The sequence below is a fragment of the Aquamicrobium sp. LC103 genome (genome assembly GCF_001014615.2).
In the GTDB taxonomy this organism is placed as follows: domain Bacteria; phylum Pseudomonadota; class Alphaproteobacteria; order Rhizobiales; family Rhizobiaceae; genus LBCQ02.
Map to the genome: position 1 here is coordinate 305291 of NZ_LBCQ02000003.1, position 22043 is coordinate 327333.

Here is a 22043-nt window from a genome sequence, read left to right on the forward strand (position 1 = left end):
GTAGCCCCTGCGCGCGGTGCGCCGCGCTCAGGGGCGACGATCTTCAGCCGAGACGCAACCCGCTTGAAACGCCGGCGCGACCTTCGTCGGCGGAGGAAAACACGCCATGTCGAGTGACCCGCAAATCACCCTCACCACAAAGGACTACACAATTCTGGAAGTGATGCTGGACCGGTGCCTGGGAACCGACGATCCGCTCTACCGCCCGCTCAGGCACAAGCTCGACGCGGCGACGGTGATGCTGCGCGACGACATCCCCGACGACGCGGTCACGATGAACAGCCGCGTCGCCTACCGCATCGACGACGAGCCGGTCGAGACCCGCATCCTCATCCACGACGAGGTGCGCGGGCTTGTCGGCATGACCTTGCCTCTCACCAGCCAGCGCGGCCTCGCGATGCTTGGCCTACGCGCCGGCCAGAGCGTGGTTCTTGAAATGCCCTCAGGCGTGAAGGAAAGCCTCACCGTCCTCGAAGTGCTCTATCAGCCCGAAGCCGCGCGCAACAGGATGCGCCGGACCGATGCCGGCGTCGTTGGCGACGGCAAGCGGGCTGGTGCGGCCTTTTTGAGGATCGTGCATTCCGCCGACCGGATCGAGGCCGGCGACGATTTTGACCCTTCCGGCCCGTCGGCCGCCTAGAAGATTGAGAAGCAGGGAATAGCCGAACATGAAAGTGCTTGTGCTGGGAAGCGGCGTCGTCGGGGTGACGACCGCCTGGTATCTGTCCAGGGCCGGACATGAGGTGGAAGTCGTCGACCGCCGCGAAGGGCCGGCCCTTGAAACCAGCTTCGCCAATGCCGGCGAGATCTCGCCCGGCTATTCCGCTCCCTGGGCCGGTCCGGGCGTGCCGATCAAGGCGATCAAATGGCTGCTCATGAAGCATGGGCCGCTCGTCTGGCGTCCCGCCGTGGACCCGGCCATGTGGCGCTGGATATTCGCCATGCTGGCGAACTGCACCTCCGCGCGCTATGCCCGCAACAAGGCGCGCATGGTACCCCTCGCCGAATACAGCCGCGACCTCCTGCGTGAGCTGCGCGCCGAGACCGGCATCGCCTATGACGAGCGCTCCAAGGGCACGCTGCAGCTCTTCCGCGATCAGCGGCAGGTCGACGGCACCGGCGGCGATATCGAGGTGCTCAAGCAGTTCGGCGTGCCCTTCGAGGTGCTCGATTCCGAAGGCTGCATCAGGGCGGAACCCGCGCTCGCCAACGTCCGCGGAAAGTTCGCGGGCGGCCTGCGGCTGCCGGGCGACGAGACCGGCGACTGCCGGATGTTCACGGAAAAGCTCACGGAACTTACCCGCGCGCGCGGCGTCTCCTTCCGCTTCGGCGTCACGGCGGCCGGCTTCGTCCAGGACGGCAGCGAGATTGCCGGCCTTGCGACCTCGGAAGGAACGCTGACGGCGGACGCCTACGTCGTCGCCACCGGTCCCTACACGCCGCTGCTGCTTCGCCCGCTCGGGCTTCACGTCCCGATCTACCCGATCAAGGGCTACTCCATCACCGTGCCGATCGAGAACGCCGAGCGCGCTCCGGAATCGACCGTCATGGACGAGACCTACAAGGTCGCCATCACCCGCCTCGGCGACCGCATCCGCGTCGGCGGCACGGCGGCGATCTCCGGCTACGACCTGGGCCTGAACCAGACCCGGCGCGAGACGCTGGAATTCTCGGTCAACGACCTCTTCCCCGGCGGCGGCAACACGGCGAAGGCCAGCTTCTGGACCGGCCTGCGCCCGATGACGCCCGACGGCCCGCCGCTGATCGGCAAGACGCGCTATTCCAATCTCTACGTCAATTCCGGCCACGGAACGCTCGGCTGGACCATGGCCTGCGGCTCCGGTCACGTCATGGCCGACATCATCTCCGGCAAGGCGCCCCACATCGACGTCGCCGAGCGCCTGTCGGGCACGGGCGGGCTGGTAGGCGGATAACTCCGCCCACCGGCTTATTCGGACCGCGCTGCGACCTCGACGATCATCGCCACGGCGGGCTTGTCGCCGGGCGAAAGCGTCAGCGTGCCCGGCTTCGCTTCCCAGAAAAGAACGTCGTTCTTCCCGAGACGATCGGCGAAGCCGTCCGCCTCGATGCCGAATCCGCCGCTGACGCAGACGACGAGCGTGTCGAATTCGGCGATCTCGAGCTCCAGCCGCTCGTCGACGAGAAGCGGTTCCACCGAATGCGTGAAGCGGCCGCGTCGGCTCATCACGTTGAGGTCGATGATCGGACCCGAGATCAGCCTGCCGATCGTCGGCGCATCCGCAGCGAAGGTCACCGGCGCGTAGGGACGGGTCAATCCCAGCGGGGCCTGTCCCTCGACATCGAGGATGATCCCCTCGCCGTCGAGGACGGCAAGCGTGCGGTCGATCCCCGGAAACACCGAGAACGGCCCGTGGTCCGCCACCCGCGCCATCGACACGCGCCAGTCGAAATCGTCGAGCCCGGCGCCCGGCGGCGAGACGACGATCTCCGTCGTCTCGCCGCCGCCGTTCTTCCACGGCATCACCTTGTGCCGGGCGGCCCGGACGATCCGCATCTAGGACAGCCAGCCCATCGAGACCGCGAGCCAGCCGATCGGCGCCGTGACGAGCACGCTGAGCGCCGTGCGGATGTACCAGATGACGAGCAGGTCCTTCATCGTGAACGGGATCGAGGTCGCGAGCACGCACGGGATCGACGCCGACAGGAACAGCACCTGGCTCACCGAAACCACCGCCGCGACGAAGCGCAGATCGAGTGCCGCGTCCTGCAGCAGGATCGCCGGCAGGAACATCTCGGCCAGCCCCGAGGCGAGCGCCTTGGCGGCCAGCATCGGCTCGGAGAGCTGCGCCAGCCAGGTGAACGGGTAGAGCAGATAGCCGAGGATGTCGAAGAGCGGCGTGTACTTGGCGGCCAACAGGCCGAGCAGGCCGACGGCCATGATGCTCGGCAGGATCAGCGAGGCCATGCGCAGCCCGTCCACGAAGCTGTCGCGCAGCATCACCGGCAAGCCCTTGGAGACGGTCGCCTGCTCCACGCCGGCGTCGATGGCCGTCTGCAGGCGGCCGCGGCCTTCCGGCAGCGGCGTGTCGCGGTCGGCCGGATGATCCATGCCCGCGATCGGCCACAGCCGCGCGGTGATCGCCGAGACGATGAAGGTGACGACGAGTGTCGACCAGAAATAGAGGTTCCATGAGCCCATCAGGTCGAGGGTCCGCGCCACGATGATCATGAATGTGGCCGAGACCGTCGAGAAACCGGTCGCGATGATCGCCGCCTCGCGCACCGTGTACTTGCCTTCCTTGAAGACCCGGTCGGTGATCAGCAGCGCCAGCGAGTAGCTGCCGACGAAGGAGGCCACCGCGTCGATGGCCGACCAGCCCGGCGTGCGCCAGATCGGCCGCATGATCGGCTGCACGAGCACGCCGGTGAATTCCAGCAGCCCGTAGCCGATGAGGAAGGCCAATGCCAGCGCGCCGATCGGCACGATCAGCCCGACCGAGAGCACCAGCTTGTCGAACAGGAAGGGCAGCATGTCGGGCGCGAACAGCGCCGCCGGCCCCACGCCCGCCAGATACATGGCGGTGAGCACCAGGCCGAGCAGACGAAGCACGGAGAAGACGCGTTCGGTGACGTTCTTGCTCCAGCTCCCGTTCACGAAGGGCGCGACCGCGCCGTAGAGGATGAGCAGGCACACGAACGCCACCGCGACCGGATGCGCGTAGGTGACGACGGCCGTCGCCGCGTGGTCGAGCGGAATGGTCGACTTGCCGCCGATCGTGATCGGCACGAAGAACATGAAGATGCCGATCGCGCTGTAGGCGATCAGCTTGAACAGGGCCGGCCCCCGGGAACCCTGCATGTCGCTGGTGATGTCTGTCATTTCTTGGCCTCCCCGGCCATTCTTGTTGTTGTGGTTGCTTGTCAGCCCAGGATGCCCGGCAGGTCGAGGCCGTGCTCCCTGGCGCATTCGATGGCGATGTCGTAGCCGGCATCCGCATGGCGCATCACGCCGGTCGCCGGATCGTTCCACAGCACCCGCTCGATGCGGCGTGCGGCATCGTCGGTGCCATCGCAGACGATCACCATGCCGGAATGCTGCGAGAAGCCCATGCCGACGCCGCCGCCATGATGCAGCGACACCCAGGTCGCACCAGAGGCGGTGTTGAGCAGCGCGTTGAGCAGCGGCCAGTCGGAGACGGCGTCCGAGCCGTCCTTCATCGCCTCGGTCTCGCGGTTGGGCGAAGCGACCGAGCCGGAATCGAGATGGTCGCGGCCGATCACCACCGGCGCCTTCAGCTCGCCGTTCTTCACCATCTCGTTGAAGGCGAGGCCGAGCCGGTGGCGGTCGCCGAGGCCGACCCAGCAGATGCGCGCCGGCAGGCCCTGGAAATGGATGCGCTCCTTGGCCATGTCGAGCCAGTTGTGCAGGTGCTTGTTGCCGGGCGTGAGCTCCTTCACCTTGGCGTCGGTCTTGTAGATGTCCTCCGGATCGCCGGAAAGCGCCGCCCAGCGGAACGGCCCGATGCCGCGGCAGAACAGCGGGCGGATATAGGCCGGCACGAAGCCGGGGAAATCGAAGGCGTTCTCGACGCCCTCCTCCTTCGCCATCTGGCGGATGTTGTTGCCATAGTCGACGGTCGGAACGCCCTGGTCGTGGAAGTCGAGCATCGCCTTGACGTGCACGGCCATCGAGGCGCGGGCGGCCTTGGCGACGGCCTTGGGATCGCGCTCGCGCTTCTCCTCCCATTCGGCCACGCTCCAGCCGATCGGCAGATAGCCGTTGACCGGATCGTGCGCCGAGGTCTGGTCGGTCACCGCATCCGGCTTGATGCCGCGTTTCACCAGCTCGGGCAGGATTTCGGCGGCGTTGCCCAGCAGCGCGACGGAGAGCGCCTTCTTCTCGCTCGTCGCCTTGTCGATGATGGCGAGCGCGTCATCGAGGTCCTTCGCCTGCACGTCGACATAACCGGTCTTCAGCCGCATCTCGATGCGGCTCGCCTGGCATTCGATGGCGAGGCACGAGGCGCCGGCCATGGTCGCGGCCAGCGGCTGGGCGCCGCCCATGCCGCCGAGGCCGGCGGTCAGGATCCAGCGGCCGGAAAGGTCGCCGCCATAATGCTGGCGGCCCATTTCGACGAATGTTTCGTAGGTGCCCTGCACGATGCCCTGGGAGCCGATATAGATCCAGGAGCCGGCCGTCATCTGGCCGTACATCGCCAGGCCCTTCTTGTCGAGTTCGTTGAAATGGTCCCAGTTGGCCCAGTGCGGCACGAGGTTGGAATTGGCGATCAGCACACGCGGCGCATCCGCATGGGTGCGGAACACGCCCACCGGCTTGCCCGACTGGACGAGCAGCGTCTGGTCGGCCTCCAGTTCCTTCAGCGCCGCGACGATGCGGTCGAAGCTTTCCCAGTCGCGTGCCGCGCGGCCGATGCCGCCATAGACCACCAGCTCGCTCGGCTTCTCGGCAACGATCGGATCGAGATTGTTCATCAGCATGCGCAGCGGTGCTTCCGTCAGCCAGCTCTTGGCCGAAAGCTCGGTGCCGGTGGCCGCGCGGATCGTGCGCGAATTGTCGATGCGGGTGTGTTGGGTCATCAGTGGGCTCCAATATTCTTGCTTTTGTGGACGAAGCCGTCCGTCCAGCCGGTTGTTGTTATTGACGGCAGAAGGTTCATCCCTCTCGCGCCCAGTCGAGCGCAGTCCGCAGAATCGTCTTCAGCCTCGCGCGCATCGGCGCGGCGAACTCCGGGTCGTATGCGCTCGGCCAGTCGTCGCCGCTCACCGGGCCGAGCGGCTCGCGCATGTAGCCCCGGCAGGAAAGCTCCATCTGCAGCGCATGGACGCCCTCTTCCGGCCTGCCGAGGCTGCGCGTGATCCAGCCGCCCTTGAAGCGGCCGTTGACGACATGGCTCTCGCCGCTGGCGGCGACGATCTCCATCACAAGTCCCTGCAAGTGTGGATCGCAGCTCGCGCCGCTGTTGGTGCCGAGGTTGAAAACCGGCAGCTCGCCCGGAAACAGGCGCGGAATGACCGAGCGGATCGAATGGCAGTCGTAGAGCACGACCTTCGCGTGGGCTCGGCGCAGGCGGACGAGTTCTTCGGCCAACGCAGCATGGTAGGGCTCGAAATAGGCGGCACGGCGCTCGGCGATCTCGTCGGCGCCCGGCGCCTCGCCGTCGCGATAGAGCGGTTCGCCGTCGAAAGTCTCGATCGGACAGAGCCCCGTCGTCGCCTGGCCCGGATAGAGCGAGGCGCCGGACGGGTCGCGATTGACGTCGATGATCGTGCGCGAGATCGCGGTGCGCACCACGCTCGCGCCCAGCCCGGCGGCGAAATCATAGAGCTTCTCGATCCACCAGTCGGCATCCTTGCGGCCAAGCCAGGGCGAGACCAGCCGCTCCTCCAGCCCCGCCAGATCGGTCCCGGTATGCGGGATCGAGACGAGCAGCGGCGCCTCGCCGCGGGTGATCGTGAGCCAGGGCAGGGTCATCTCGGCGTTCCTTCATTTCTTGCCGCGAACGCCCCTCCCACCATGCTTCGCTTCGCAGGGGAGGATCTTGGGTCGCGGACAATTTCAACGCGGGTTCTCCCCCGTTCACGGGGGAGGTGTCGCCGCAAGCGGCGGAGGGGGCGCTCAGGGGAAGTCATCCCTCCACCCCCGGCAATTTCACCGCGCTCGCCGCCTCCACCACCGCGCCCGACCGCACCAGCGCGTTGGCCTTCTCCATGTCGGGATGGAAATGGCGGTCGTCGTCGAGATGCGGAACCCCGGCGCGCAAGAGCCTGCGCACCGCTTCCAGCGGCGCGCTCGAGGCGAGCGGCGCATGGAAGTCGCAGCCTTGCGCGGCGGCCAGAAGCTCGATGCCGATGACGGCGGTGGCGTTTTCGGCCATGCCGAGGAGCCGGCGCGCGCCATGCGCCGCCATCGAGACGTGGTCCTCCTGGTTGGCGGAGGTGGGGATCGAATCGACGCTCGCCGGATAGGCCTTCTGCTTGTTTTCCGAGACCAGCGCGGCCGCCGTCACCTGCGGGATCATGAAGCCGGAATTGAGGCCCGGCTTGGGTGTCAGGAATGCCGGCATGCCCGAAAGCGCCGGATCGACCAGCATGGCGATGCGACGCTCGGCTATGCTGCCGATCTCGCAGATGGCGAGCGCGATCATGTCGGCGGCGAAGGCCACCGGCTCGGCGTGGAAATTGCCGCCCGAAAGGGCGGTGTCGTCCTCTGCGAAGATCAGCGGATTGTCGGTGACGCCATTGGCCTCCGTCTCCAGCGTTTCGGCGGCCTTGCGCAGCACGTCGAGGGCCGCGCCCATCACCTGCGGCTGGCAGCGCAGGCAATATGGGTCCTGCACGCGCTCGTCGCCCACGCGATGGCTTTCGCGGATGGCGCTGCCGGCCATCAGTTCGCGCAGCGTGTCGGCCGTCTCGATCTGCCCGCGATGCTTGCGCAGGAGGTGGATACGCGGATCGAACGGCGCGTCCGAGCCCTTCGCCGCGTCGGTCGAAAGCGCACCCGTCACCAGCGCCGAGCGGAACAGAAGCTCCGCCTCGAACAGGCCTGCAAGCGCGTAGGCGGTGGAAAACTGCGTGCCGTTGAGCAGCGCCAGCCCTTCCTTGGCGCCGAGCGTGACCGGCACGAGTCCGGCCGCCCTCAGCCCTTCATCGGCCGGCTTGCGCGCGCCGTCGTGCCAGACTTCGCCGATGCCGATCATCGTCGCCGTCATATGCGCCAGCGGCGCAAGGTCGCCCGAGGCGCCGACCGAACCTTGCGCCGGCACGACCGGGATGACGTTTTTCGCCAGCATGGCCGCGATGAGGTCGACCGTCTCGCGTTTCACGCCCGAGGCGCCCTGCGCGAGGCTCGCGAGCTTCAGCGCCATCATCAGCCGCGCCACCGCCACCGGCATCGGCTCGCCGGTGCCGGCCGCATGCGACAGCACGATGTTGCGCTGGAGCGTCTCCAGATCCTCCTGCGGGATGCGCACGCTCGCGAGTTTTCCGAAGCCCGTATTGATGCCGTAGACGGGTTCGCCCCTGGCGAGGATGCGGGCGACCGCCGCCGCCCCTTCCTCCACCGCCGGATAACAGGCCGGGTCGAGCTTCACCGCCGCCCCGCGATAGACCGCGCGCCAGTCGGCGAGCGTGACGGAGCCGGCAGACAGAACAATGTCAGGCATGAAACACCTCCCGCGATGTGGCGGCAGAACGCCTCCCGCCCCTGATTCCAGGGCGATCGCACATGGATTTACCCCCGGGCACCCCAGCCAGAGCAGTGGAGAAGGAGGCCACCTTCGTCATGGATCCTCGGCTCAAGGTCGAGGACGACGAAGCGGTGGCGCGCCGGAGGGCTTGGAATACCAGAACGCTCACCGGCCCCTCCAGACGCGCTGATGCAACGGGTTGAAGCCGATGCGATAGACCAGCTCGGCGGGACGCTCGACATCCCAGATGGCGAGGTCCGCCCATTTGCCGGGCTCGAGCGTGCCCGTTTCCGCCTGCAGCCCGAGCGCGCGGGCCGCCTCGCGCGTCGTACCCGCGACGCATTCGTCGACCGTCAGCTCGAAGAGCGTCGCCGCCATGTTCATCGTCAGCAGCAGCGAGGTCAGCGGCGACGTGCCGGGATTGCAGTCGGTGGCGAGCGCCATGCGCACGCCGTGCTTGCGGAACAGCGCCACCGGCGGCTTCTTCGTCTCGCGAATGAAGTAATAGGCGCCCGGAAGGACCACGGCGACCGTCCCGGCCTTGGCCATCGCGGCCGCGCCCTCCTCGTCCGTGTACTCCAGATGATCCGCCGAAAGCGCGCCGTAGCGGGCGGCGAGCGCGGCGCCGTGCAGGTTGGAAAGCTGATCGGCATGGAGCTTCACCGGCAGGCCGTGCGCCCTCGCCGCGTCAAACACCCGCGCGATCTGCTCGGGCGAGAAGGCGATCCCTTCGCAGAAGCCGTCGATGGCGTCGGCGAGCTTTTCAGCGGCGATCGCCGGCAGCATCTCATCCGCCACCTTGGCGATGTACGCGTCCTTCTCGCCATGCGCTTCCACTGGCAGCGCATGGGCGCCGAGGAAGGTGGTGCGAACGCCGACCGGCCGCGCCTCGCCCATCCGGCGCGCGGCGCGCAACGACTTCGCCTCGTTTTCGAGGTCTAGCCCGTAACCCGACTTGATTTCGACGGTCGTCACGCCTTCCGCGATCAGCGCGTCGAGGCGCGGCAGCGTCTGCGCGACGAGTTCGTCCTCGTCGGCCGCGCGCAACGATTTGACGGAAGAGACGATGCCTCCCCCGGCCCGCGCCACTTCCTCGTAGGTCGCACCCGCGAGCCGCATCTCGAACTCGTTGGCACGGTTGCCGGCGTGCACCAGGTGGGTGTGACAGTCGATAAGTCCCGGCGTGATCCAGCGTCCGCCGCAGTCGACTGTCTCGGCGCCTGAAAGCCCGGACGGCAGGTCACCCTCCGCGCCCGCGAAGACGATGCGTCCGTCCTCGGCCGCGATTGCGCCCTTGTCGACGACACCGAGCCCTTCCGTTCCCTCGGCCAGCGTTGCCAACCGTGCGTTTCGCCAGATTTTCAATGTCATTTTTCAGCCTCGCTCTCGCCTCCGCATCCGAATTCCGCATTGCTGAATTGACTAATATGTATATACATATCGAAGAATGTGGCAAGCGGTCATGCTTTTGCCCTATGTCGGCGGCCGCGCCTCTTGTGGATATCGGATCGGGAAACTCTAATGCTCCTTCAAATCCTCCCCCCTTCGGGAAACCGCCGGTCATGACGCGCATCTTCGCCGAACAGCTCCTTGCCAGCGACGGCTGGCACGAGAACGTCGCGATCGAGATCGGCAATGACGGCGCCATCGCATCCCTGATCCCCGACGCCTCGCCTTCCGGCGCCGACGAGCGCCACGCCCTCTTCCTGCCGACCATCGACAATCTCCACAGTCACGCCTTTCAGCGCGCGATGGCCGGCCTTGCCGAGCGTCGCGGCGACAACGCCGATTCCTTCTGGACCTGGCGCGAGACGATGTACGCGCACGCGCTGGCGATGACGCCGGAACAGGTCGAGGCGGTCGCCACCCTGCTCTATATGGAAATGCTCGAGGCGGGATTTGGTCGCGTCGGCGAGTTCCATTATCTCCATCACGCCCCGGACGGCTCGCCCTACGCCAATATCGCCGAGATGGCGGAGCGCATCGCCGCCGCGGCAAACGCGACCGGTATTTCCCTCACCCTGCTTCCCGTATTCTACGCCCATTCCACCTTCGGCGGCCGCGCGCCGAATGAGGGCCAGCGCCGTTTCGTCAACGATGTCGGACGTTTCGCCAAGCTGGTTGAATCATCCCGTGAAGCGATCCGCGGCCTGCCCCGCGCCAATCTCGGCGTCGCACCGCATAGCCTGCGCGCCGTCGCGCCCGAGGAACTCTCCGCCGTCGTCGCGCTGGCCGAGGGCGGCCCCGTCCACATCCACGTCGCCGAGCAGGTCAAGGAGGTCGAGGATTGCCTCGCCTGGTCCGGTGCCCGTCCGGTCGAATGGCTGCTCGCCAACGCTCCGGTCGACCGCCGCTGGTGCTTCATCCACGCCACCCACATGACCGGCGCGGAGACCGCCGAAATGGCGAGGCGCGGCGTCACCGCCGGCCTCTGTCCGATCACCGAGGCCAATCTCGGTGACGGCATCTTCCCGGCTCCGCTCTTCGTGGAAAATGGCGGCGCCTTCGGCGTCGGCTCGGATTCCAACGTGCTGATCGGCCTTTCCGAAGAACTGCGCCAGCTCGAATACTCCCAGCGCCTCGGCAACCGCGCCCGCAACGTGCTGACCGCCAATGGCGGCTCGACCGGCCGCGCGCTGCTCGACGGCGCGCTCGCCGGCGGCGCGGCGGCGCTTGCCTCCGGCCCCGCCGGCATCGCCGTCGGCAACCCGGCCGATTTCTTCTCGCTCGGCCTGAGCCACCCCACTCTTTCCGGAAAATCCGGCGACGCGATCCTCGACGCCTGGATCTTCGCCGGCGCCGGAAAGGTGGACAGCGTCTGGGTCGGCGGCAGAAAGCTGGTGGAATCGGGTCGTCACCATTTGCGCGACGAGGCCGAACGGCGCTATTGCGCGGCGATAGCCGACCTCAAATCCGAATAGGGATATGACAGCCGAACCGCGCTCGCTCCACGAACGCATCATCGCCGAGATCGGCGCAAGGATCGTTTCGGGCGAGTGGGCGCCCGGTCATCGCATTCCCTTCGAGCACGAGCTGACCGAGCAATATGCCTGCTCGCGCATGACCGTGAACAAGGCGCTGTCACAGCTCGCCCAGTCGGGCCTGATCGAGCGACGGCGGCGGCTCGGCAGCTTCGTGCGCCGGCCGCGCTCCGAGGCGGCCGTCCTCGACATCCACGACATCAAGGCCGAGATCGCGGCGCTCGGCCTGCCCTACCGCTACGAGCTGATCTCGCGCCAGGTCAGGAAGGCGGCGAAGACCGACGATTTCGCCAGCGTCGCCGGTCTCGTCGAGCTCACCTGCCGCCACTTCGCCGGCAACGCGCCGTTCTGCTTCGAGGAACGGCTGATCAGTCTCGAAACCGTCCCGCAGGCGGCCGACGAGCCCTTCCTCGAAGGCACGCCCGGCGGCTGGCTGCTCGACCACGTCCCCTGGAGCGCGGCCGAACATGCGATCCGCGCCAGGAATGCGGACCGGAAGATGGCGGAGGCTCTGGCGATCGCGCCGGGCACGGCCTGCCTGGTGGTGGAGCGCCGTACATGGTCGGCGGACCAACTGCCGATCACGCGCGTGCGGCTGACCTATGTCGGCGACGGCCACGCCGTCGTCGCGCATTTCTCGCCGAACGGAGCGTAGGAAATTCGAGCCGCTACGGGTTCTTCTCGCCGCGCCGGTCGTGGAAGCGCGCGGCCGCCTCGGTGCGGTTGTGGGCGCCGAGCTTGCGGATGATGTTGTGGATGTGGATCTTCACCGTGTGCTCGGAGAGCCGAAGGTCGGCCGCGATCGCCTTGTTCTGCAGGCCGCGCGAGACCAGTTCCAGTATTTCCGCCTCCCGCCCCGTCAGCTCCACCATCTCGCCGCCGGGGCGTGGCGTGGCGCCGTGATCGTATCCGGCGCCAGAGCCGTTCCCGGGCCTGGCATGGTCGTGAAACATGCGCGGCGGAAAATACTCCCCACCCCGAAGCATCAGCCGGATAACCGACAGCCAGATTTCCAGCTCCATATCCATCGGCAGCGCGCCGCGGATGAGCTTGGAGCCGAGCAATTGGGAAAGCGAACAGGCGGGGCTGCCGCCGTAATCCATCACCGCGGCAAGCGCCGCCGGATGCCTTCTCGTCAGTTCGCCACCAAGGCTTTCCGCCTCCTTCAGGAATGCGGGGTCCACGAGAATGAGCGCGACCGGATAGGGATAGGCCACGCAGGCCTGCTCGACCCGGCCGACCTGCGAGACCAGCAGCCATGGCATCTCGCGCTCGATCGCCGCGACGCGCGCGGCGGCGAGCTTGCGCGGGCCGGAAACGACGATCGCCACGCGGCGCGGCGCGGCGTCCGCCGAAACGGTCGCGGAGCCGTTGGCGAACGGCCTGTCCTTTCCCTCCAACTCGCTCAGCTCTTGCATCGGGCCGTCACCGTCCTCCCCGGTCGAACATGCTCGGAATCTACCCTCAAGCGTTTCCTGAAATACAGACCAACCGGGTCATGAAATCTGATAGCGGCGTGGGCAGCACCCTGTCCGAAGGCTACCGCCGAAGCGGTAACGGGCATCGCCCGGCCTGGATGCGGATCGGCCTCTTGCCGCTGCTCCTCCTATTTTCCAGCTCGCGGAGGAGTGGGCCGAGCACGGCCCCGCCTCCCGGTTTGGCTCCGAACCCATCCTAAGGCGGTAGGCGATGTTGCTTTCCATTACTTCCAGGTGAGGCGCCCTCTCCCCCGCATTGCCCTTCGGCAGGCACGCTTCCCCTATCAGCCAGCCGCCTCGTCATGATGGATGAGGCGAACCGCCCCCCGCTTCCCCTTCTCAACCGTGAGGCAAAACCGCAAAGTCGCATCGCCGACGGGCAATGGAAAGGAAGCCGGGATGTTCGATCGGTTTCCCGTTCGGGGGCGTCATTATAGGGGCATCGGAGCATCACAATGGTCATGTCGCATCGTCTGGTCGCAACCTTGCTGCGCGGGCCCGCATTCGCCGCCCTGGCGGCGGTGCTGGCCGCGTCGGCGTCGAGTACCGCGTTCGCCGAGGGCGGGAAACTCTATCCACAGACGAAACTGCGGCTGACCGTCGTGCAGTGGATGCCGACCCGCGGCGAGTATCAGCAGTGGCCGGCGTTGGGGGGCGAGTATGTGGTATCCGCGGCAGGCACGGTCATGCTCCCCGTGCTCGGCGCGGTCCCCGTCGGCGACCTCGACAGCCAGAGCCTCGCCACCGACATCGCCAACCGGCTCCAGGAGAAGATCGGGCTGGTCACCCGGCCGGAGACCACCGTGGAAGTGGTTCAGTATCCGCCGATCTACGTGGTCGGCGACGTGGCGAAGCCCGGCGAATATGCCTATCGCACCGACCTCACCGTATTGCAGGCGCTTGCACTGGGCGGCGGCGAGCTGCGCGACGCGGACGCCACGCGCTCGCAGCAGGAAATAAGGCTCGTCGGCGAATTGCGCAGCCTCGATGACGGCATACTTCGCTCGATGTCGCGCATCGCCCGGCTGGAGGCCGAGATGGCCGGCGCCGGAAAGATAGAATTTCCGCCCGTTCCGGCCGGCAATGCCAACAGCCGCCTGGCAACGGAGATTTTCGAGCAGGAGAAGATCATCTTCTCCGCGCGCCGCAACGCGCTCGATCGGCAGGAAAAATCCCTGTCAGAGCTTCGCGACCTGCTGACCGCCGAGATCAAGGTGCTCGAGCAGAAGATCGAGGCCACCGAGGAAGGCATCCGAACCACCGAGCAGGAGCTTTCCGGCGTGAAGGTCCTCGTCGACAAGGGCATAGCCGTCGTCTCCCGCCGTACCGATCTCGAACGCGTGCTCGCCGGATACCGCTCCGACCGCCTCGACCACATGACGGCGGTCATGCGCGCCCGGCAGGGCATGACCGAGACGACGCGCAATCTCGAAGGCCTCGCCGACCAGCACCAGACCGAGGTCGCGGCCGAATTGCAGCGCGAGCAGGCTAACCTCGACGAGGCGCGGCTGAAGAAGGAGATATCGCAGAAGCTCCTCATGGAGACGCTCTCCTCCGCCCCGGCCGCCGCCGGCGACGCGAAGACCCTCACCTACACGATCACGCGGCAGGAAGCCGGCCGGCCGAAACAGTTCGAAGCCGAGGAGGACACGCCGCTCCTGCCCGGCGACGTGGTGAAGGCGGCCTTCGTCCGCGACGCCGGGGCGGCACCGGACGCCGCCGCCGCCGCGGCGTCCCCCAAAGCGACGCAGTGAGCAGACGAACAGCGGAGGGCCTGTGCGAAAGGCCGAAGCCATAGCTCCCGCTGATGCGCGGATCCTCGCGCCCGCCGATGCGAGCGGTGGCAGGTCCTATCTGCAGATACTCAGATCGACCGCCATGATCGGCGGCTCCTCCGCGGTGAACATCCTCTTCGCCGTCGTCCGCAACAAGGCGATGGCCGTGCTCCTCGGCCCGGCCGGCGTCGGCCTCTTCGGGCTCTACGGCGCGATCGCCGACCTCGCGCAAACCCTTGCCGGGCTCGGCGTCCAGGCGAGCGGCGTGCGCCAGATCGCGGAGGCCGCGGGCTCCGGCGAAACCCGGCGCGTGGCGCGCACGGCGATCGTGCTGAGGCGCATATCGCTGCTGCTCGGCCTCCTGGGTGCGGCCCTCCTGGCCGCCTTCGCCGTTCCGATTTCCGGCATCACCTTCGGCGATGCGCAGCACGCGGCCGGCATCGTGCTCTTGTCGGCCGCCGTCTTCTTCCGGCTCGTCTCGGCCGGGCAGACCGCGCTGATCCAGGGCATGCGGCAGATAGCGAGCCTCACCCGCATCAACATGCTCGGCGCGCTCTTCAGCACCCTCATCGCCATCCCGATGGTCTATTTCCTCGGCACCGACGGCGTCGTTCCCTCACTCGTGGCGATGGCCGCCGTCACCCTGCTGACCTCATGGTGGTACGCGCGCAAGATACGCGTCGAGCCGCAACCGATGCGGCCGGGCGAAATCGCGGCTGAAGTCGCGCCGCTCCTGAAGCTCGGCTTCGCCTTCATGGCGAGCGCCTTCCTGACGGTTGGCGCCGCCTATGCGGTACGTCTGATCGTGCTGCGGCATGACGGCTTCGCCGCGGCCGGCCTGTATCAGGCCGCCTGGGCGCTGGGCGGCATCTATGCCGGCTTCATTCTCCAGGCGATGGGCACCGACTTCTATCCGCGCCTGACCGCGATCTGTAACGACGACAGGGCCTGCAACCGCCTCGTCAACGAGCAGGCGCGGGTCAGCATCCTGCTTGCCGGGCCGGGGCTGATCGCGACGCTGACGCTCGCGCCGATCGTCATGCGCATCTTCTATTCGGCCGAGTTCGAAGCCGCAGTCGGCATTCTGCGCTGGATTTGTCTCGGCATGATGCTGCGTATCTTCGCCTGGCCGATGGGCTATATCGTGCTCGCCAAGGGCGCGCAGAAGATATTCTTCTGGACGGAGGTCGCCGCGACGATCGTTCATGTCGGCCTCGCCTGGCTGCTCGTCTCCTCGATCGGGCTCACCGGCTCGGGCGTGGCCTTCTTCGGCCTCTATGTCTGGCACGCGGTGCTGATCTATTTCATCGTCGCCCGGCTCAGCGGCTTCCGCTGGAGCGGCGAGAATGTCAGGCTCGGCCTCGTCTTCCTGCTGGCGTCGGCATTGGTGTTTTCAGGCTTCCTCGCGCTGCCCGGCCTACAGGCGCTGGGTCTCGGCCTGCTGATGACCGCGCTCACCGGCCTCTATTCGCTGAGGATGCTGCTCGGCCTCGTCCCGCGGGACAGGCTGCCCGTCCCGCTCCGCCGCTGGGTTCGCGAAACCGGACAGGTTGACGGCGGCCATCCGCCATAAAATATCCTGGGATTGTCCGGCTGATCAGCCGACGAAGGCGCGCTCGACGACGAAATGCGACGGCTTGTTGTTGGAGCCTTCCTCGAAGCCGAAACCCTCGACCAGCGTCTTGACGTCCTTGATCATGTCCATCGAGCCGCAGATCATCACGCGGTCGGTGGCAGCATCGAAGGGCGCGACGCCGAGATCGGAGAACAGCCTGCGGTTCTCGATCAGCGTCGTGATGCGACCCGTCCGCGGGTGCTCCTCGCGGGTTGTCGTCGAATAGTGGCGGAAGCGGCCGTCGGTCAGCTCGCCGATCAGCGGATCCTCCGCGGCCGCGCGCGCCAGTTCCTCGCCGTAGGTCAGCTCGGCCACGTCGCGGCAGGTGTGGGTGAGGATGACCTCTTCGAACTTCTCGTAGGTCTCGGGGTCGCGCAGCAGGCTGGCGAAGGGCGCGATGCCCGTGCCGGTCGAGATCATGTAGAGGCGCTTGGCCGGCGTCAGCGCGTCGAGCACCAGCGTGCCTGTCGACTTCTGGCGCAGAAGCACGGTGTCGCCCGGCTGGATCTTCTGCAGGTGCTGGGTCAGCGGACCGTCCGGCACCTTGATGGAGAAGAATTCCAGCTCCTCGTCCCACGCGGGGCTGGCGATCGAATAGGCGCGGAAGACGGGCTTCTCGGCATTCGGCAGGCCGATCATCACGAACTCGCCGGAACGGAAGCGGAAGCTCTGCGGCCGCGTGATGCGGAAAGCGAAGAGATTGTCGGTGTAATGCGTGACCGAGACGACCTGTTCGGCATAGACGCCGGCCGGAATCGGAAACTCCAGCGGCTTGGCATCGACCAGATTCTGAGGTGCGACTGAGTTCATTCGAACCGTCCTGTCTTGGGACCCTTACGAGGGTCGGCTATGTGTCGGAATCGCATTCTCGACGGTCGGCAAGGTCGGTGCTTGCCAGCGGTTTTTATTAGTATACAAATGAATATCGCGTCAAGATCATGGCGTAGAGCGGCATTCTAAATTACGTCTTATCAGTAGGTTGTATATTTCGGAATACCGGCATGGTTGAGAATACCGGCGTGATGGACGGAAGTGTTGTCGCAGGCATCGACGTCGGCGGCACCTTCACCGATCTGATCCTGATAGACGGCCGCGCCGGCGGCAGGGTCCGCATCGCCAAGACGCCGACCACGGTCGACAACCAGGCCTTCGGCGTCGTCGCCGCCCTCGCCGACACCGGCTTTCCCGTGGCCGAGATCGACCTCATCGTGCACGGCACGACGACCACCACCAATGCCGTGCTCGAGCGCCGCCTGGCACGCACCGGCATGATCACCACGCGCGGCTTCCGCGACGTGATCGAACTCGGACGTCGCACCCGGCCGCAACCCTACGGCATGACCGGCGTCTTCGTTCCCGTCATCCCGCGCGATCTGCGCCTGGAGGTCGCCGAGCGCATGGAGGCCTCCGGCAAGGTACGCGTGCCGCTCGACGAGGAGGGGCTGCGCGCGGCCCTACGGCGGCTGCTCGAAGCCGGGTGCGAATCCCTCGTCATCCACTTCCTCCACGCCTATGCCAATCCGGCGCACGAGCTGCGCGCCGCCGAGATCGCCCGCGCGCTCTGGCCGAACGATCACGTCACGACCGGCCATTCGCTGCTCTCGGAAGCGCGCGAGTTCGAGCGCGGCGTCACGGCCGCCGTCAATGCTTCCGTCCAGCCGATCCTCAAGCGTTACGTCGCCCGCCTCCGCGACGAGCTGCATGCGCGCGGCTATGCCCGCGACTTCCTCGTCATGAACGGCAATGGCGGCATGATCTCCGCCCGCTTCGTCACCGAGGAGGCGGCGAAGACGGTCATGTCGGGTCCCGCCTCCGGCGTCATGGCCGCCGCCTACACCGCGCGCCGGGCCGGTTTCGACAACCTCGTCACCTACGACATGGGCGGCACCTCCACCGACGTCGCCCTGATCCGCAACGCCCAGCCGGCCGTCTCCAACGAGATCGAGATCGAATACGCGATGCCGATCCACGTGCCGATGGTGGACGTGCACACGGTCGGCGCCGGCGGCGGCTCGATCGCCCATGTCGACGATGCCGGGCTGGTCCAGGTCGGCCCGGAAAGCGCCGGCGCCGCGCCCGGCCCGATCTGCTACGGCAGGGGCGGAACGCGCCCGACCGTCTCCGACGCTAACCTCGTCCTCGGCCGCCTCAATCCGAGGAAGCTGCTCTCCGTCGACGATCCCGTCTCCGTCGAAACCGTCCGCCGCGCCTTCGCCGAGGCGATCGGCGACAGGATCGGCGTCGACGGCGTCGAGGCGGCGGGCGCGGTGCTGAAGATCGGCAACCTCAAGATGGCGGGCGCGATCCGCATGGTCTCGATATCGCGCGGTCACGACCCGCGCGACTTCGCGCTTTTCGCCTTCGGAGGCGCCGGTCCGCTGCATGCCTGCGCGCTGGCGCGCGAGCTCGCCATTCCGCGTGTGATCGTGCCGGCGCGGCCGGGCATCACCAACGCGCTCGGCTGCGTCGTGGCTGATTTGCGCCACGACTTCGTCAGGACGGTCAACCGGCCGGTGGCCGAGATCGACGAGGCAGCGCTGCGTGCCGTCCTTGCCGCACAGGGCGAGGAAGGCCGCGCCCTCATCGCCAAGGAAGCGGTGCGGCCGGAGACCATCAGGCTGGTTCATTCCGCCGACATGCAATTCGTCGGTCAGACCCACCTGATCAACGTCCCGCTACCCTCGACCGAAATCACCCGCGAGGAGATCCAGCGCCTGTTCGAGGTCGCCTATTTCGCCCGCTTCAAGGTCGAGCTGCCGGAAATCCGAGCCAATCTGGTCAATCTCAACACCTCCGTCATCGGCGTGCGCGCGGCGATCGACCTTTCCACCCTCATCGATCCCGCTGGCCGCGCTGAAAGGCTCGAGGACGCGCTGAACGAGACCCGGCGGGTCTGGTTCGACGGCAAATGGCTGGAAACGCCGGTCTACGCGCGCGAGAGACTGCCGCTCGATGCCGTGATCGCCGGCCCCGCCATCCTCGAGCAGATGGACGCCACCACCGTCATCGAGCCCGGCGATGTCGCAAGGTCCGATCGCGACGGGAATATCATCGTGGAAGTGGGAGAAAGAGCGTGATGTCTCTCACGGCGATGTGCCAAGCACTCCCGTCTCTCGCGACAGGCGGCTATCGGCGGGACCGGCGGCCATGACCCTCGACGCCATCACCCTTTCCGTCATTCAGGCCGCGCTACAGCAGACCTGCGACGAAATGGACCTCGCCTTCTCGCGTTCGGCCTTCTCGCCGATCATCGCCGAGGCGAACGACCGTTCCGACGGCATCTATTCGGCCGAGGACGGTTCGCTGATCGCGCAGGGTTCGGGCGGCCTGCCGGTCTTCGTCGGCGTCATGCAATATTCGACCCGCACGCTGATCGAGATGATCGCCGACGCACGCTGCCTGCCGCCCGAACCCGGCGACGTCTACATCGTCAACGATCCCTATCTCGGCGGCACCCATCTGATGGACGTGCGCTTCGCCATGCCGGTCTGGCGCAACGGCGCCATCTTCTGCTGGCTGTCCAACACCGGCCACTGGCCGGACATCGGCGGCGCGGTGCCCGGCGGCTTCTCCGCCTCCGCCACCGCGGTCGAGCAGGAGGGGCTGCGCCTGCCGCCGGTCAAGCTCTTCAAGAAGGGCCGCCTCGACCCCGAAATCTTCGCGATCATCTCCTCCAACATCCGCATCGCCGACCAGCGCATCGGCGACATCAAGGCGCAGGCCGCGGCCCTCCATGTCGGAGAGGAACGGCTGTTCGCGATCCTCGACCGCTATGGCGACGGAACCGTCGTCGCCGCGATCGCCGAGCTGCGCAGCCGCGCGGCCGAGCAGATGCGCGCCCGCATTTCCGGGATCGCCGACGGCATTTATCGCGGCACGGCCCATGTCGATTCCGACGGCGTCGTCGACGAGCCGCTATTGATCGATCTCGCCATTGAGAAGCAGGGCGACACGCTCACCTTCGACTTTTCCGGTTCGAGCCCGCCCTGCATAGGGCCGATGAACAGCGTGCTGGCGACGACCCATTCCTCCGTCTACCTCGCCATGCGCCACATCTTCCCCGACGTGCCGATCAGCGCCGGTGCGTTCGAGCCGCTGGCGATCAGGCGTCCGGAAGGCACCTTCCTCGACGCGCACTATCCGCGCCCCGTCTCGGGCTGCGCGGCGGAGGTCTCGCAGCGCATCGCCGAGGCCGTTTTCGCGGCCATGGTGAAAGCGCTGCCCGACCAGGTCACCGCCGCGCCCGCCGGCTCCAGCGGCAATTTCGGCCTCGGCGGCTTCGACCCCGAACGCAGCCGCAACTACGTGCTCTACCAGCTCTCCGGCGGCGGCTATGGCGGCAATGCCCGCACCGACGGGCTGAGCAATGGCTGCTCGACCATCGGCATCTCCAAATCGCCGCCGGTGGAGATCATGGAGCAGAACTACCCGATCCTCTACAACCACTACGCGCTGCGCGAGGGCTCCGGCGGCGCCGGCGAGCGACGCGGCGGCTTCGGCCTCGACTATGAGATCGAGCTTCTGCGCGGCGAGGCGCGCGCCTCCTTCGTGATGGACCACGGCCGCTACGGCCCCCAGGGCGTGCTCGGAGGCCGCGACGGCGCGGTCAACAGCGTGGTGGTCCATCGCGACGGCGGGGAACACGTGCCGCCGCACCTTTCCAAGGAGCAGGACATTCCCCTGAAGGCGGGCGACCGCGTCAGGGTCGGTACGCCGGGCGGCGGCGGCTATGGCGATCCGCGAAGGCGCGATCCCGCGCTCGTGCGGCGCGACGTGGCGCTCGGCTACTATACGACCGCGCAGGCGGCGGAACTGTTCGGCGTCGCGGCGGAGGAGCCCGGCATGGCCGATGCAACGAAACCGCCGGCCAGTCCCTGAGGCCGTTTCAGCCCCGCTTTACCAGCTCCGTGCTCACGCGAGCTTGTTGAGCAGCCTCAGGAAAGTGCCGATTTCCTTGGTGGAAAGCGGAGACAGCGTCTCCTCGGTGATCCGCTTCGCCAGCGGGAACAGGCTTTCGACCGTCGCCCGGCCTTCCGCCGTGAGATTGACCAAGAGCCGGCGCTTGTCGGCCTCGTGGCGGGAAATCTCCACCAGTCCCCTCGCCTTCAGCCGGTCGATCACGCCTTTCACGGTCGCCGCGTCCATGGCGATCAGCGCGCCGAGCTGGTTCTGCGAGGTCTCGCCGATGTCGTGCAGCTTGGCGAGCGCGGCGAATTGCGGCGGCGTCAGGTCGGCGATATGCGCGGCGAAGATCGCGACGTGGCGCTGGTGCGCGCGGCGCAGCACGAAGCCGACCTGCTCCTGTAGCCGGTAATCCTCCTCGGTTTCCTCGGCGTCCACCAGCTTCAGGATGTTGTCCTCGCCGGTCACCGCAACCCGTCCTCGCCCTTCACGTCGGCGACGGCGAGCCCGCCCATGCGCGCATGCACGCGCGGCCCGCAGGCCATGGCCAGGCAGAAGAGGATTTCGTCCGGCCGCGGCCCCTCGTTCATGCCCACCTCCATCGCGTCGAAATGGCTGCGCACATAGGCGGCGTTGACATGGCCGAGCGGCACGTCGAGCCGGGAACCATAGGCGCCGACCTTCATCGCAGACGGCACGATAGCCTTGGCGTCGCCCAGCCGCTCGCGCATCGCATAGCCGCCCGGCACGTGCCAGAGCGCGCCGTGCTCGATCTCGCCGTCGGTGCCCACGATCGCGCCCTTGCCGTAGCCGTCGATCGCGGAGATGTCGCCGCCGAGCGCGGCGATCAGCCGGTCGGTGAGCATCAGGCCGAGCGGCTTCAGATCCTCCATCGCACCCTGCAGCTCATCCGCGTAGCAGCCGGCGAACGGGTTCCTCACCAGTGCCATCGCGGCGGCACGGCGGCGCGGCATCACCGGCGCCGGCCCTCCCTCGTGGAAAATCTCCTCCGTCAGAACCGCGATCTTGCGGATGGTAAAATCAGGCATTCAATGCCTCCTTGAACAAGTTCCAGATATCGATACGAACGCTCCGCCCCTTGG

The 22043-nt window shown here is 67.2% G+C and carries 18 protein-coding genes; 8 read left to right on the top strand and 10 right to left on the bottom strand.

All coding sequences use genetic code 11. From position 1 onward, the window contains the following. Positions 1 to 106: 106 nt before the first annotated feature. Complete coding sequence (locus tag XW59_RS07815; protein ID WP_047144072.1) at positions 107 to 640, top strand: GreA/GreB family elongation factor; 534 nt, start codon at positions 107 to 109, stop codon at positions 638 to 640. 28 nt (positions 641 to 668) lie between these two features. Beyond that, positions 669 to 1934, top strand: a complete 1266-nt coding sequence (locus XW59_RS07820; RefSeq protein WP_047144071.1) for a D-amino acid dehydrogenase — start codon at positions 669 to 671, stop codon at positions 1932 to 1934. A 14-nt stretch (positions 1935 to 1948) separates the two neighbouring features. Here the strand turns inward: XW59_RS07820 and XW59_RS07825 are convergent, their stop codons facing one another. The 6 genes from XW59_RS07825 to hutI form a co-directional block, all read right to left on the bottom strand. Further along, positions 1949 to 2536, bottom strand: coding sequence for a HutD family protein (locus XW59_RS07825; RefSeq protein WP_047144070.1), 588 nt, complete (start codon positions 2534 to 2536; stop codon positions 1949 to 1951). Continuing rightward, on the bottom strand, positions 2537 to 3862 hold the full coding sequence (locus tag XW59_RS07830) for a YjiH family protein (RefSeq protein WP_047144069.1): 1326 nt from the start codon (positions 3860 to 3862) through the stop codon (positions 2537 to 2539). It abuts the gene before it with no gap. 41 nt (positions 3863 to 3903) lie between these two features. Then, on the bottom strand, positions 3904 to 5580 hold the full coding sequence (gene hutU / locus XW59_RS07835) for a urocanate hydratase (protein ID WP_047144068.1): 1677 nt from the start codon (positions 5578 to 5580) through the stop codon (positions 3904 to 3906). Between the two features lie 76 nt (positions 5581 to 5656). Beyond that, positions 5657 to 6475, bottom strand: a complete 819-nt coding sequence (gene hutG / locus XW59_RS07840) for an N-formylglutamate deformylase (protein ID WP_047144067.1) — start codon at positions 6473 to 6475, stop codon at positions 5657 to 5659. A 154-nt stretch (positions 6476 to 6629) separates the two neighbouring features. Continuing rightward, entirely contained in the window at positions 6630 to 8165 is a 1536-nt protein-coding gene (gene hutH, locus XW59_RS07845; protein ID WP_047144066.1) for a histidine ammonia-lyase, read from the bottom strand. 189 nt (positions 8166 to 8354) lie between these two features. Beyond that, entirely contained in the window at positions 8355 to 9560 is a 1206-nt protein-coding gene (gene hutI, locus XW59_RS07850) for an imidazolonepropionase (protein WP_047144065.1), read from the bottom strand. 191 nt (positions 9561 to 9751) lie between these two features. Between hutI and XW59_RS07855 the strand changes: the two genes are divergently transcribed. Both XW59_RS07855 and hutC read left to right on the top strand, forming a co-directional pair. After that, on the top strand, positions 9752 to 11110 hold the full coding sequence (locus XW59_RS07855; protein ID WP_047144064.1) for a formimidoylglutamate deiminase: 1359 nt from the start codon (positions 9752 to 9754) through the stop codon (positions 11108 to 11110). A 4-nt stretch (positions 11111 to 11114) separates the two neighbouring features. After that, positions 11115 to 11825 carry a histidine utilization repressor gene (gene hutC, locus XW59_RS07860; RefSeq protein ID WP_047144063.1) on the top strand — a complete coding sequence of 237 codons (711 nt, stop codon included), beginning with the start codon at positions 11115 to 11117 and terminating at the stop codon, positions 11823 to 11825. A 13-nt stretch (positions 11826 to 11838) separates the two neighbouring features. Here hutC and XW59_RS07865 read toward each other — a convergent pair whose 3' ends face one another. Continuing rightward, a complete protein-coding gene (locus tag XW59_RS07865) occupies positions 11839 to 12588 on the bottom strand; it encodes a response regulator transcription factor (protein WP_082137442.1) in 750 nt (249 codons plus the stop codon). Positions 12589 to 13103: 515 nt separating this feature from the next. Here XW59_RS07865 and XW59_RS07870 point away from each other — a divergent pair. Together XW59_RS07870 and XW59_RS07875 are read left to right on the top strand one after the other, a co-directional pair. Next, entirely contained in the window at positions 13104 to 14402 is a 1299-nt protein-coding gene (locus tag XW59_RS07870) for a polysaccharide biosynthesis/export family protein (protein ID WP_047144062.1), read from the top strand. A 61-nt stretch (positions 14403 to 14463) separates the two neighbouring features. Then, complete coding sequence (locus XW59_RS07875) at positions 14464 to 15996, top strand: O-antigen translocase (RefSeq protein WP_281406223.1); 1533 nt, start codon at positions 14464 to 14466, stop codon at positions 15994 to 15996. Positions 15997 to 16020: 24 nt separating this feature from the next. Here the strand turns inward: XW59_RS07875 and XW59_RS07880 are convergent, their stop codons facing one another. Beyond that, positions 16021 to 16848: a ferredoxin--NADP reductase gene (locus XW59_RS07880; protein WP_047144061.1), complete on the bottom strand. Its 828-nt coding sequence runs from the start codon at positions 16846 to 16848 to the stop codon at positions 16021 to 16023. A gap of 191 nt (positions 16849 to 17039) precedes the next feature. On the opposite strand from XW59_RS07880, the gene XW59_RS07885 reads away from it, so the two are divergent. Together XW59_RS07885 and XW59_RS07890 are read left to right on the top strand one after the other, a co-directional pair. After that, positions 17040 to 19115 carry a hydantoinase/oxoprolinase family protein gene (locus XW59_RS07885; RefSeq protein WP_047144060.1) on the top strand — a complete coding sequence of 692 codons (2076 nt, stop codon included), beginning with the start codon at positions 17040 to 17042 and terminating at the stop codon, positions 19113 to 19115. A gap of 70 nt (positions 19116 to 19185) precedes the next feature. After that, positions 19186 to 20916: a hydantoinase B/oxoprolinase family protein gene (locus tag XW59_RS07890; RefSeq protein WP_137326995.1), complete on the top strand. Its 1731-nt coding sequence runs from the start codon at positions 19186 to 19188 to the stop codon at positions 20914 to 20916. 33 nt (positions 20917 to 20949) lie between these two features. On the opposite strand, the gene XW59_RS07895 is transcribed toward XW59_RS07890, so the two are convergent. Both XW59_RS07895 and XW59_RS07900 read right to left on the bottom strand, forming a co-directional pair. Continuing rightward, positions 20950 to 21408, bottom strand: coding sequence for a MarR family transcriptional regulator (locus tag XW59_RS07895; protein WP_047144059.1), 459 nt, complete (start codon positions 21406 to 21408; stop codon positions 20950 to 20952). Further along, entirely contained in the window at positions 21405 to 21989 is a 585-nt protein-coding gene (locus XW59_RS07900; protein WP_047144058.1) for an amino acid synthesis family protein, read from the bottom strand. The genes XW59_RS07895 and XW59_RS07900 overlap by 4 nt, the downstream gene beginning before the upstream one ends. Positions 21990 to 22043 lie beyond the last annotated feature (54 nt).

Coding starts and splice junctions, on each gene's coding strand:
- XW59_RS07815 (WP_047144072.1), top strand. CDS start 107: ATGTCGAGTGACCCGCAAATCACCCTCACCACAAAGGACTACACAATT.
- XW59_RS07820 (WP_047144071.1), top strand. CDS start 669: ATGAAAGTGCTTGTGCTGGGAAGCGGCGTCGTCGGGGTGACGACCGCC.
- XW59_RS07825 (WP_047144070.1), bottom strand. CDS start 2,536: ATGCGGATCGTCCGGGCCGCCCGGCACAAGGTGATGCCGTGGAAGAAC.
- XW59_RS07830 (WP_047144069.1), bottom strand. CDS start 3,862: ATGACAGACATCACCAGCGACATGCAGGGTTCCCGGGGGCCGGCCCTG.
- hutU (WP_047144068.1), bottom strand. CDS start 5,580: ATGACCCAACACACCCGCATCGACAATTCGCGCACGATCCGCGCGGCC.
- hutG (WP_047144067.1), bottom strand. CDS start 6,475: ATGACCCTGCCCTGGCTCACGATCACCCGCGGCGAGGCGCCGCTGCTC.
- hutH (WP_047144066.1), bottom strand. CDS start 8,165: ATGCCTGACATTGTTCTGTCTGCCGGCTCCGTCACGCTCGCCGACTGG.
- hutI (WP_047144065.1), bottom strand. CDS start 9,560: ATGACATTGAAAATCTGGCGAAACGCACGGTTGGCAACGCTGGCCGAG.
- XW59_RS07855 (WP_047144064.1), top strand. CDS start 9,752: ATGACGCGCATCTTCGCCGAACAGCTCCTTGCCAGCGACGGCTGGCAC.
- hutC (WP_047144063.1), top strand. CDS start 11,115: ATGACAGCCGAACCGCGCTCGCTCCACGAACGCATCATCGCCGAGATC.
- XW59_RS07865 (WP_082137442.1), bottom strand. CDS start 12,588: ATGCAAGAGCTGAGCGAGTTGGAGGGAAAGGACAGGCCGTTCGCCAAC.
- XW59_RS07870 (WP_047144062.1), top strand. CDS start 13,104: ATGGTCATGTCGCATCGTCTGGTCGCAACCTTGCTGCGCGGGCCCGCA.
- XW59_RS07880 (WP_047144061.1), bottom strand. CDS start 16,848: ATGAACTCAGTCGCACCTCAGAATCTGGTCGATGCCAAGCCGCTGGAG.
- XW59_RS07885 (WP_047144060.1), top strand. CDS start 17,040: ATGGTTGAGAATACCGGCGTGATGGACGGAAGTGTTGTCGCAGGCATC.
- XW59_RS07890 (WP_137326995.1), top strand. CDS start 19,186: ATGACCCTCGACGCCATCACCCTTTCCGTCATTCAGGCCGCGCTACAG.
- XW59_RS07900 (WP_047144058.1), bottom strand. CDS start 21,989: ATGCCTGATTTTACCATCCGCAAGATCGCGGTTCTGACGGAGGAGATT.